11 protein-coding genes and 3 pseudogenes are annotated in these 11,121 nt (G+C 36.0%); 9 read left to right on the forward strand and 5 right to left on the reverse strand.

Annotation, left to right across the window (positions count from 1 at the left end; all coding sequences use genetic code 11):
* A partial coding sequence (locus DBX25_RS01765) for a tRNA dihydrouridine synthase (RefSeq protein WP_240620114.1) occupies positions 1 to 649 on the forward strand: 649 nt, incomplete at its 5' end.
* Positions 650 to 727: 78 nt separating this feature from the next.
* On the opposite strand, the pseudogene DBX25_RS21045 reads toward DBX25_RS01765, so the two are convergent.
* From DBX25_RS21045 to hxlA, 4 genes and pseudogenes are all read right to left on the reverse strand, one after another.
* Positions 728 to 835 (reverse strand): annotated as a pseudogene (locus tag DBX25_RS21045) (LLM class flavin-dependent oxidoreductase); the annotation flags it as partial.
* Positions 836 to 948: 113 nt separating this feature from the next.
* Positions 949 to 1,668, reverse strand: coding sequence for a 3-ketoacyl-ACP reductase (locus DBX25_RS01775; protein ID WP_108669069.1), 720 nt, complete (start codon positions 1,666 to 1,668; stop codon positions 949 to 951).
* A 115-nt stretch (positions 1,669 to 1,783) separates the two neighbouring features.
* Positions 1,784 to 2,341 (reverse strand): 6-phospho-3-hexuloisomerase, encoded by a 558-nt coding sequence (gene hxlB, locus DBX25_RS01780; RefSeq protein ID WP_108669070.1) that lies wholly within the window; start codon positions 2,339 to 2,341, stop codon positions 1,784 to 1,786.
* Between the two features lie 8 nt (positions 2,342 to 2,349).
* Complete coding sequence (hxlA, locus tag DBX25_RS01785; RefSeq protein WP_108669071.1) at positions 2,350 to 2,982, reverse strand: 3-hexulose-6-phosphate synthase; 633 nt, start codon at positions 2,980 to 2,982, stop codon at positions 2,350 to 2,352.
* Positions 2,983 to 3,436: 454 nt separating this feature from the next.
* On the opposite strand from hxlA, the gene DBX25_RS21700 reads away from it, so the two are divergent.
* The 8 genes and pseudogenes from DBX25_RS21700 (at position 3,437) to DBX25_RS01825 (ending at position 10,122) form a co-directional block, all read left to right on the forward strand.
* Positions 3,437 to 3,730 carry a hypothetical protein gene (locus DBX25_RS21700; protein WP_476704047.1) on the forward strand — a complete coding sequence of 98 codons (294 nt, stop codon included), beginning with the start codon at positions 3,437 to 3,439 and terminating at the stop codon, positions 3,728 to 3,730.
* A 381-nt stretch (positions 3,731 to 4,111) separates the two neighbouring features.
* Positions 4,112 to 5,569, forward strand: a pseudogene (gene zwf, locus DBX25_RS01795) (glucose-6-phosphate dehydrogenase).
* Between the two features lie 43 nt (positions 5,570 to 5,612).
* Complete coding sequence (gene gnd, locus DBX25_RS01800) at positions 5,613 to 6,506, forward strand: phosphogluconate dehydrogenase (NAD(+)-dependent, decarboxylating) (RefSeq protein ID WP_108669073.1); 894 nt, start codon at positions 5,613 to 5,615, stop codon at positions 6,504 to 6,506.
* A gap of 122 nt (positions 6,507 to 6,628) precedes the next feature.
* Positions 6,629 to 7,111: a hypothetical protein gene (locus tag DBX25_RS01805; RefSeq protein WP_108669335.1), complete on the forward strand. Its 483-nt coding sequence runs from the start codon at positions 6,629 to 6,631 to the stop codon at positions 7,109 to 7,111.
* Between the two features lie 399 nt (positions 7,112 to 7,510).
* Positions 7,511 to 7,876, forward strand: a complete 366-nt coding sequence (gene hxlR / locus DBX25_RS01810; protein ID WP_108669074.1) for a transcriptional activator HxlR — start codon at positions 7,511 to 7,513, stop codon at positions 7,874 to 7,876.
* A 293-nt stretch (positions 7,877 to 8,169) separates the two neighbouring features.
* Positions 8,170 to 8,373, forward strand: a pseudogene (locus tag DBX25_RS01815) (tRNA-dihydrouridine synthase); the annotation flags it as partial.
* A gap of 170 nt (positions 8,374 to 8,543) precedes the next feature.
* On the forward strand, positions 8,544 to 9,014 hold the full coding sequence (gene yiaA / locus DBX25_RS01820; protein ID WP_108669075.1) for an inner membrane protein YiaA: 471 nt from the start codon (positions 8,544 to 8,546) through the stop codon (positions 9,012 to 9,014).
* A gap of 394 nt (positions 9,015 to 9,408) precedes the next feature.
* Complete coding sequence (locus DBX25_RS01825) at positions 9,409 to 10,122, forward strand: DUF2927 domain-containing protein (protein ID WP_108669076.1); 714 nt, start codon at positions 9,409 to 9,411, stop codon at positions 10,120 to 10,122.
* 219 nt (positions 10,123 to 10,341) lie between these two features.
* On the opposite strand, the gene DBX25_RS21050 is transcribed toward DBX25_RS01825, so the two are convergent.
* On the reverse strand, positions 10,342 to 11,121 hold a 780-nt coding region (locus DBX25_RS21050; RefSeq protein WP_338066664.1), incomplete at its 5' end, for a peroxidase family protein.

Raw genomic sequence — 11,121 nt, forward strand, 5'->3', positions numbered from 1 at the left:
CCCAGTACCGAATGTGGCATCGAGAGGGAAAGGGAGTGGCCTTATTCTGCGCCCAGACGTTGCAGAAGAGCTTATCCAAGCAGCAAAAGCGGGGGGACTGCCTGTCAGCGTGAAAACACGACTTGGCTTTAATAATGTAAATGAGTGGGAGGAGTGGCTAACGCATATTTTCAAACAGGATATTGCGAATCTTTCTATCCATTTACGTACAAGAAAGGAAATGAGTGAAGTAGATGCGCATTGGGAGCTAATTCCGGAAATCAAAAAATTACGTGACCGTATTGCACCAAATACGCTTCTAACAATCAATGGAGACATTCCTGACCGTCAAATTGGGCTGCAGCTTGCTAAACAATATGATATTGATGGCGTTATGATCGGGCGAGGTATTTTTAAAAATCCTTTTGCTTTTGAAAAAGAACCAAAAGAGCATAGCAGTAAAGAATACCTTGATTTATTAAGACTACAGCTTGATCTTCAAGATCAATACGCGGAAGTACTGCCACGTTCAATTTCAGGGCTTCATCGTTTTTTCAAAATCTATGTAAAAGGATTTCCTGGAGCTGCTGAATTACGAAATCAATTGATGAACACGAAATCAACAGATGAAGTGCGTGCAATGCTCGATAACTTTGGAAAAGAATGTTGATGGGACTGGGACATGACACTAACTTGAACTGACCCGTAAATGTTCTCACAATCCTTAGTTATTTTATATTTGAGATCCTTATTTCCTAGTTTCCATCCGTATAACGGGTGCTACTTCTGTTGCCAATCGCTCAATGTTTTCGGGGACTTTTTTAAAGGGCATACCACCTATGTCCATTTTTGCAATATGTGGGTATTTAAATCTAATAAGAGCTCCATGTGTTCTTCAAACAATTCGTCATAATTCTTTGGATCATATCCATTATAAAACAAAGCAGACCCCAAAGGATCTGCTTTGTTTTATGATGGATTTGTTGACCATAGTCCAGCTGTTTTAATGAATACTCTTGGATTAAATTTTAAACTAGCCACGACTAATTCTGCCAGGTCTTCTGGATGCATCACGTTTTCTTCATTGCCTTTAACAAGATTTGTATCAATGGCTAAATCTGTAACTACCGTACTTGGTGTTAAAGCAGTAACACGGACATTATGTTTTCTTACTTCTAGCATAAGTGATTCTGTTAGCCCTAAAACAGCGAATTTAGAAGCACTGTAAGCACTTGTAACAGGGGCACCTTTTTGGCCAGCAGATGAAGAAATATTGATGATATCTCCTGATTTTCTTTCTATCATACCTGGTAATACTGCTCTTGTTACATTATAGACACCCATTAAATTGACTTGGATGATTTTTTCCCATTCTTCTGGTGTTAGATCAAGGAAGCCACCAAATTTAGCAACACCAGCATTGTTGATTAGGATATCAATTGGACCTAAGTCAGATTTGATATGTTCAACAGCATGGGTAACGGATTCAAGATCGGTCACATCTGCTGTTGCGGCAGAAACCTTTACATCATATTGTGCAAGTTCAGAAGCAACGTTTTCAAGATTAGACATATTTAAGCCGATTAGTCCTAAATTTACGCCTTCTTTTGCTAAGGCGATAGCAGTAGCACGTCCAATGCCTCTTCCTGCGCCAGTAACTATTGCAGTTTTTCCATTTAAAGAAATCATTTTATCACTCCTAAAATTATTACAAATTGTAGTAGTTTATTCTAACAAAAAGACCGCAATCTTGCATGGAAACAGCTTGCGGTCTTTCCTATTTAGAACTCGCAGAATAATATATTTATTCTAAGTTAGCGTGTCTACCGTACATTTTATTGGTATCCAAACCTTTTTTCTCCATGAAGCGAAGAATCACAGCGTCGTAAAATAGTAAAAGTGTTTGCTCAAATAATGAGCCCATTGGTTGAATCGTCTTAAAATCACTCTCCGACTGATCTTTAGGTGACCCAGGCAATTTAATTGTGTTATCCGCTAATTGTCCAATAGTAGACTCAGGGAAAATGGTTACAGCTACAATCTTCCCACCAATGCTTTTTGCTTTCTCAGCCATGGAGACTAAACCTTTTGTTTCTCCTGAACCTGATCCAATGATTAAGATGTCATCTTTTTCAAAGTTAGGGGTTACTGTTTCGCCAATCACATAGGCATCTATCCCCATGTGCATCATTCGCATGACGAATGATTTGGCCATAAATCCAGATCTACCTGCGCCTGCAACAAAGATTTTTTTTGATTCAAGAATCCCATTAACTAATTTTTCAGCTTCATCATTCGAAATTAAATCTACGGAGCGATTTAACTCTTTTATGATTTCAGCTAGGTATTGAGTTGTATTCATGATCTGAATTACCCTTGATTAATCATTTGTTGCATTTTGGCAGCAGCAGCTTTTTTATCAGCTTGTCCAGTAATCCCGCCACCTACAATGACAAGGTCTGGTTGTACTTTGATAACTTCTGGAAGTGTGTCTAACTTAATACCACCTGCGATTGCAGTTTTAGCATTTTTTACAACACCTTTGATGGTTTGTAAATCTTCAAAAGAGTTCTTTCCAACTGCTTGAAGATCATAGCCAGTATGAACACAAATATAATCAACGCCCATAGCGTCCACTTCTTTTGCACGTCCAGCAAGGTCTTTTACTGCAATCATATCAACAAGGATTTTTTTACCTTGTTTTTTCGCTTCTTCAACAGCACCTTTAATAGACATATCTTCAGCAGTTCCAAGAATTGTGATGATATCTGCACCTGCTTCAGAAGCTTTCATTACTTCATAGCCAGCTGCATCCATGATTTTTAGGTCTGCTAATACTTTTAAGTTAGGGAATGCTTCTTTAACTGCCTTTACAGCATGGAGACCTTCGTTGATTACAACCGGTGTTCCGATTTCTACGATATCAATATGTTCCTCTACTTCTTTAACCAGCTCAATTGCTTCTGGGATATTGACTAAATCTAGTGCTAATTGTAATTCCATCTATATTCACTCCAATAATTTTTTTGTTGTACAGTAATAATGTCTTCAAAAGGTAATAGTTACTTTTACAGTAATATTATCCTTATAGTGCATTATCTGTACCTGCCAGCAAAAAGGGATATCATGTCCTCTCACTGAACAATTGCAAGTATATAACGTATGATTTAACATTAAAAGTACGCACTTTTATTTTACATAGTGTCAAAAAGTATACTGTAAGACAAACCGCTTATATAGTCTTACTATTAATTTATTAAGAAACAATGCACCTTTCAGCATGGTTTATTTTCTGTATAAGTTGCTTGATAATTGCCCAAATTGTCATTGTTGAGATTGTTTATAAAAATCTCTTATTAATAAAGACATTTCTAGCTGGGGATTGAATGAAAAAATTTTTTTATTATATTCATTTAACAGTAGGAAGGTAGATTTTTAAGTAAAAAAGAAGAAAATAATCTATTATATAACCAATCCATTTATTTATTCGAAGTTAAAAAGGGTCATATTGTCAGTAGATCCTAATGCAATTATGAAGGCTTCTTATGTTTGTGAGACATTCGGTTTAGATAGCTCGATTATTACGCCAAAAGCTTCAACACATAAAGAATTCTGTTTCAACAATTTTTTATCACTAATATTTTTGTGGCCAGGGAGAGGATGCTCACCCTGGCTTTTTAATTTATTTAACACAAAAATAGATGAGTTTATTTCTTATAGTATACATTTTGTTATTATGTTATTTTTTTAACACTATTTAAATAAAAAGTGCGTACTTTCATTTGAAAAATGTAGGTATTATACTTACATCTTGTTGCAACATTAGATTCACGAAATACTGTGGTTATTGATCAGTCATCTGATCTTCCGCATTCAGTTTACTAAATTGAAAGGGTGAATAATATGTTCGGTTTACATGCAAAGCATCACAAAGTTTGTTCAAGATGCCTAACCTTCACATCGAATAATGGTTATTGTCCAAAATGTGGTCATTCGCATTTTAGGGACATCATTATTACGGTCCAAGCAGGTTCAAATAAAAATATGGCTAAGCAAGGGATTGGCTAGCAAGAGTTATAGTAGTTCTTTAAGAAAGACATAAGTGAAATTTGTAATTTTGGAGGTATGTAAAATGGAGGCAATGACATTTGTCTTATTTGGGGCGACAGGGGACTTAGCAAAAAGAAAAATCTTCCCGGCTCTATATAATTTATTTTTGGAACAAAAATTACCTCTGCCCATCTCAATTATTGGGGTGGGCAGAGGATATTTATCAGATACTGATTTCCAAAACCTTGTGGAAGATTCTTTAAAAACATTTTCAAGACGATCACTAAATGACGATTCAAACCTTGAAGTGTTTATCCGTGCCTTTCGGTATTGCCATGTAGATGCTATCAACGCTGAAGGATATAAAAGATTACTTGAACTCGTTAAACAGCGTGAAGAAGAATTGAATATTCCAGAAAATCGAATGTTCTACCTATCTGTTGCTCCAGAGTTTTTTAATGTAATTGCTTTCAACATTAAAGAGAGTGGTCTAGGTTCTACTAAAGGTTGGAAACGTCTAATTATCGAAAAACCATTTGGACATGACTTAAAATCGGCTCAAGAATTAAACGATAAACTAAGTAAAGCTTTTGATGAAGAAGAAATTTTTCGCATCGACCACTATCTTGGAAAGCCGATGGTACAAAACCTGGAAGCGTTAGGATTTGCAAATCCAGTGCTTCAAGCATTATGGAACAACCAATACATTGCAAATGTGCAAATTACTGCAAGCGAAACAGTAGGGGTTGAAGAGAGAGCCGGTTATTATGATCAAGCTGGGGCTATTCGCGACATGTTTCAAAATCATATGCTGCAAATGTTGATGATGACAGCAATGCAGTTGCCAAAACAAATTAGTGCAGAAGAGATCCGCAATGAAAAGAGAAAAGTAATAGAATCACTTCGTCCCTTAAAGAAAGAGGATGTGGTGAATCATGTGATTCGAGGTCAATATGTTCCTGGCGAGATCCAAGGTAAACCAGTTGTTGGGTATACAGGAGAACCTGAAGTTGCTCCTTCTTCATTAAATGACACATTTGTGGCTGCTCGTCTATGTGTGGATGATGATTTTTGGAGAGGGGTTCCTTTTTATATCCGTACAGGAAAAAGAATGACAGAGAAATCGACCCGAATTGTTATTGAATTCAAAAATACTTTAAAGGATTTGTATAGGACTCAAGAAGAAGAAACTGCACCAAATCTTTTAGTGATTGAAATCAATCCAAACGAAAGTGTTTTATTACAATTAAATAGTAAAAACCCATTAAACAATGGAAAAATCGAACCAGTCAATGTTGAATTTTCTGCTAAGCAAGCAGATGTTCCTGAAGCGTATGAGCTATTAATTTTCGATGCAATGCGTGGCGACTCAACATTCTTTGCACATTGGAAAGAAGTGGAGTTGTCTTGGAAATGGGTATAGCCTATCTTAGAGGCTTTTGAGGAAAATACAATTCCCCTTCAATTATATCCATCCGGATCAATGGGACCAGACGCTTCCCATCAATTATTGGCAGAGGAAGGATATAAATGGTGGTAGTAAAAGATGAGAATTTTTTTAGATTATTAAGGAGGAAATGAACATGAAAATTGGATTAATTGGTTTAGGAAAAATGGGATTAAACTTAGGTCAAAATTTAATTGATAACAAGCACGAAGTAGTAGCTTTCGATGTAAATGGAAGTGCCGTTGAAGAAATGAAGAAATACGGTGCTCAAGGTACATCTGATTTAAAAGAACTTGTTGAATCATTAGAAAAACCAAGAGTTGTATGGATTATGGTTCCGCATGCTGTGGTAGATTCAGTAATTGATGAAATGACACCATTATTAGGCACTGGAGATATCGTAATTGAAGCTGGAAATTCACACTATAAGGAATCCATTCGCCGATATAACCAGCTAAAGGAAGTAGGAATTCACTTTATGGATGCCGGTACTTCTGGTGGTATGGAAGGTGCTCGTAATGGAGCATGTTATATGATTGGTGGAGACCCTGAAGCCTGGAGCATCGTGGAACCTATTTTCAAGGATACAGCTGTTGAAAACGGATTTATCTATGCTGGTAAAGCAGGGAGCGGTCATTTCTTAAAAATGGTTCACAATGGAATTGAATACGGTATGATGGCAGCAATTGGTGAAGGATTCGAGGTATTAGAAAAAAGCAAGTTCGATTTTGACTACGAAAAAGTGGCTAGAGTGTGGAATAACGGCTCAGTTATTCGTTCATGGCTCATGGAGTTGACTGAACGTGCATTTTCAAAAGATGCAAAGCTAGATGAAATTAAAGGGATTATGCACTCTTCTGGTGAAGGGAAATGGACAGTTGAAACAGCTCTAGATTTACAAGCAGCCACTCCTGTTATCGCAATGTCTCTTTTGATGCGTTACCGTTCATTAGACAGCGATACTTTTACAGGTAAAGTGGTAGCTGCATTAAGAAACGAATTTGGTGGACATGTTGTTGAAAAAAACTAACGAATTACATCTGTCATATTTAATAGAAGAGTTAATAAAAATAGGTGAAGAAAAAATAGCTCATTATTTGTGAAATGGTAATCAAAACAATAAATATGATGGTAGAAAAGGATGTGAAGTTCATGAATGTATTGGATGCAAAAATGATAAATACTCAGTATGGTATAGAAACTTATCTAGATCAATTGAAAAATGTTGAAGTGAAAGACATTCAATATATTACTGAGACAGCTTCTTTTTACGAAATCACTATAGGTGTAGAGTATTTTCGGTTAAGAAATGAAAATTATTATAATAGTGAAAAGAGATATTTTAAGATACGTATGAATTCTGATTTAAATGCTATTACTATAATAGAAACAAAAAGAGAAAGTTTATTTGCTGTGAAAAATGAATTTGAAAGATCTGCAACAAAGGAACTGATTGGAGAGTGGCTAATAAAAAGCAATGCTTTCAGAAAAGTTCTTAATGATTTGATAGCTGATAAGAAAATGGAAAACTTTAAAACGGAGGAAAATATAATAGGAACAATAAGGTTCCTGGAGAAATTACTTGAAATCACAACAGAAGACATTTTAAGTGCTCGTGTTGAGAGATCTCACTAGTTTTCGAAATAACCATTACAATGATAGAAAATTTATTTGGAGCATGTTTTTTAGAAAAGTTAAATAGGGAGTCTCAAACGGTATGAATTCCCTATTTAACTTCTGCTTCTATTTCTGTAATGCATCTTCCAATCAAGGATGAAGATATTCGCGATTTACTGAATTTGCCTTAGAATAATCAGAAACTCATTTAGAAAAAACGAAGGAATTATTATCCTTGGGAAATCTTCCAATTCGAATGGCTTTACAGACGAAGATGTCACTTCTTGAACAGCAGAATAGAATTATATAATCACTGCTAAAATATAATGTATGGAAGGATATTACAAGTACAGACTTTTATTTTATATAGTGAAAAAAGTATACTGTAGGTTATAATAAGTCTGGAGGTGATGTGAAATGTCGCGAATGCAGGATAAGATGTTTAATTGTGAAAAAGAATTAACTCTTTCCGTTATCGGTGGTAAATGGAAGATGCTTATACTATGGCATCTAGGAAAAGAGGGAACGAAGCGATTTGGTGAACTGAAAGCTCTTATGCCAGGGATTACGCAGAGAATGCTAGTTAATCAATTGCGAGAACTGGAAGAAGACTTGATTGTAAAACGCGAAGTCTATCCCGTGGTTCCTCCAAAAGTAGAATACTCCCTTACTGAACAAGGAAGAAGCTTGATGCCGATTCTCGATGCTATGTATAACTGGGGAAAAGATTATATGGAAACTGCTGGGTTGAATCCCTTAGTAAGACAAGAGTCGATTAGGTAAATTTTAACTGATAATCTAAGGTTGACTCCCGGCCAAGGGGGTCAACCTCTTTTCATGATAATTTAATAATTCTTTTTAGTATTATGTAATTCCTCAAAATAAAGCTGATAATTAACCTTTATTTTCATTTTTCTCCCAGTGGCTAACCATACCTTTTCTGATGAGTTTGGAAAAAGGGCTAAGGGTGTGTGCCCCGATTTGAAGAGGATCCACCTTCAGCTCTTGCATTTTTTATGAGGTCCGTCGTTTTCATTTCTAATTCAGTTTCAATTTCCTTATGAAGCTGTATAAGTCGGCTGCAGCTTGATCTTCAAGATCAATACGCGGAAGTACTGCCACGTTCAATTTCAGGGCTTCATCGTTTTTTCAAAACCTATGTAAAAGGATTTCCTGGAGCTGCTGAATTACGTAATCAATTGATGAACACGAAATCATCAGCTGAAGTGCGTGCAATGCTTGATAACATTGAACAGAATGTTAATAGGACAGGGAAATGATGTAATAAATAATCGCAGCAAAGAATACATCTCTTTGCTGCTTTTTGATTTTGGTGACTATTTGGTAATATGGAACATTAATTGGATATGAAAAAAATTATCTATTTTTTGTAAGTTATTCTATATAATGGATTTAGGTTGTTAGATAAAAAGATGGGGGAGAAACTTGCATGTCTAATGAAAATGAGATTGTATTAGACAAAGGAAAACAGGATCGCTCAAAAGTTCGAGTTGAAAGGAAAGAGGGAGAACCCACTCCGGCTTTCAAAGGGGCTTCTTGGGCTGCGCTGCTAGTAGGTGTGACGGCATATCTAATTGGGTTGTTTAACGCAGATATGCAATTGAATGAAAAAGGATATTACTTTGCCGTTTTAGTATTCGGGCTCTATGCAGCTATATCTTTACAAAAAGCAGTAAGGGATAAGGATGAGGGAATCCCTGTTACCAGTATCTATTATGGTATTAGCTGGTTTGCACTTATTGTATCAATCTCATTAATGGCAATCGGGTTATATAATGCTGGAAGTATTGTTTTAAGTGAAAAAGGGTTTTATGGTATGTCCTATGTTCTTAGTTTATTTGCGGCCATTACAGTTCAGAAGAATATTAGAGATACTCAAAGGGCAAAAGAAAGAGATTGATACAGAACTAACACTACTGAAGGTGTTAGGTTAGATATGATCACCTTACTTTTTTTGAACATCGAAAAAGTTATCAGGCACCACACGTGGACAAATACCAAATTTACCCATGAGTGGTGCCTGACGCTGTTTTTCTGTTATTTCAGGTGGAATCATTCTCGATTCATAACTTTTACCCTTGCAGCAATAAAGACTTTCACAAACTTTTTATTGTCTTGAGCATACACTTTAACAATGGCGACCGAAACAGCTCGCACATTTTGGTTTAAAGTGTTGAAAAATAACAACTCCATGCTAATCTGACTGCAGAATTATTTAGTAATAATAACCACAGAATTTTGGCTCTGCGGAAAAATTGAAATTTCGATTATGGGTATAAAAGTGGGGAATTAGAATGAGAAAACATAGCAAGTCTTTAGTAATTGCATTATTATCTATCTTACTTATATTAATTGCTTCAAATCACCCTAATAATCTAGAAATCAAAGATGAAAATTACTATTTGGTCCATAACGGAAATACGATGGAATTCTCAGAAGACGAAATTGAATATTTTAAAGATATAGCTTTGGGTTCGGAATGGAATGAAGGAAATAATAGAATTATTAAATGGAATGAAAATCCTAGAATTGGAATTTTTGGTGAACCAACAAAAGAAGATCTAAATTCATTAAAAGACGTGATAGATGATATAAATAATCTTCAAAATTCTATAAACCTTTCAATAGTAGAAGAGGATGCAAATATAGAAATATATTTTGTAGCTTTAGAAGATTTTGATAAATATGTACAAAATCCAATGCCGAATAATTGGGGATTATTTTATTTTTGGTATGATAATAAACATTTTATTAACAAGTCAATAATATTAATTGCAACAAATAGATCTACTACAATTGAACGTTCTCATTTAATTAGAGAAGAACTCACTCAATCATTGGGGCTTATTAATGATTCTTGGAGATATCGGAATAGTTTGTTTTATCAAGGATGGACAAGGACTACAGAGTTCTCAGATTTGGACAAAAAATTAATCAAGCTGTTGTATCATGAAGGAATAGTTGCGGGAATCGATATAGAGGAGTTTAACAAATTGATTGTAAAGTAGATAAAGAAAAAAAATTCAAATATAGATAAAATCGAAATTGTAAAAAAACATAATAAACAAATGTTGTTTGGTGGGACTTCCAGGGAATCGAACCTAGCTAACCTGGTAAGCAGGTCACACAATTGTTTAAAAAAACGGGAATTTGAACTAACGTCATAAACCTATCATGGACAAAAACAACTAATTTGCCCATGATAGGTGCCTAACGCTATTATTCTTTTATTTCAGGTCGAACCTATCTGCATTCATAACTTTTACCCAAGCAGCAATAAAGTCTTTCACAAACTTTTCTTTATTATCGTCTTGAGCATACGCCTCTACAATGGCACGTAGAATGGAGTTGGAACCAAACACTAGGTCTACACTCGTTGCGGTTCTTATCACTTCACCCGTTTTACGATCACGCCCTTCAAATACGTCTCCACCTACAGGCTTCCATGCTACACCCATGTCAAGTAAGTTCACGAAGAAGTCGTTCGTAAGTGTTCCTACACGTTCTGTAAATACTCCATGCTGTGTACCGCCATGGTTAGTACCAAGTACACGCAATCCACCAACAAGTGCTGTCATTTCTGGTGCAGTAAGACCCAGTAGCTGTGCCTTGTCGATTAGTAATTCTGCTGAGCTTACACTATACTGCTTCTTCTGATAGTTGCGGAAGCCATCTGCGACAGGATTTAGAACTGCAAAGCTTTCTAAGTCTGTTTGATCCTGTTTTGCATCTCCGCGACCTGGAGTAAAAGGAACGGTTACATCAAAGCCTGCATCTCGGGCAGCTTTTTCTACAGCGGCACTACCAGCCAGTACAATTAAGTCGGCTATGCTGACGTTCTTTTCTAGATGATTTTGAATACCTTCAAGTACTGAAAGGACCTTTGTTAGCTGTTCCGGTTGATTCACTTCCCAGTCCTTTTGTGGAGCAAGACGAATGCGAGCACCATTCGCACCTCCGCGCATATCAGAACCACGGAAGGTACTTGCGGAAGCCCAAGCCGTTGT

Source organism: Peribacillus acanthi (genome assembly GCF_003073175.1).
Classification (GTDB): domain Bacteria; phylum Bacillota; class Bacilli; order Bacillales; family DSM-1321; genus Bacillus_BN; species Bacillus_BN acanthi.

Excerpts from the sequence above, each read along its gene's own strand:
- DBX25_RS01775 (WP_108669069.1), bottom strand. The coding sequence starts at position 1,668 with ATGATTTCTTTAAATGGAAAAACTGCAATAGTTACTGGCGCAGGAAGA.
- hxlB (WP_108669070.1), bottom strand. The coding sequence starts at position 2,341 with ATGAATACAACTCAATACCTAGCTGAAATCATAAAAGAGTTAAATCGC.
- hxlA (WP_108669071.1), bottom strand. The coding sequence starts at position 2,982 with ATGGAATTACAATTAGCACTAGATTTAGTCAATATCCCAGAAGCAATT.
- gnd (WP_108669073.1), top strand. The coding sequence starts at position 5,613 with ATGAAAATTGGATTAATTGGTTTAGGAAAAATGGGATTAAACTTAGGT.
- DBX25_RS01805 (WP_108669335.1), top strand. The coding sequence starts at position 6,629 with ATGAATGTATTGGATGCAAAAATGATAAATACTCAGTATGGTATAGAA.
- hxlR (WP_108669074.1), top strand. The coding sequence starts at position 7,511 with ATGTCGCGAATGCAGGATAAGATGTTTAATTGTGAAAAAGAATTAACT.
- yiaA (WP_108669075.1), top strand. The coding sequence starts at position 8,544 with ATGTCTAATGAAAATGAGATTGTATTAGACAAAGGAAAACAGGATCGC.
- DBX25_RS01825 (WP_108669076.1), top strand. The coding sequence starts at position 9,409 with ATGAGAAAACATAGCAAGTCTTTAGTAATTGCATTATTATCTATCTTA.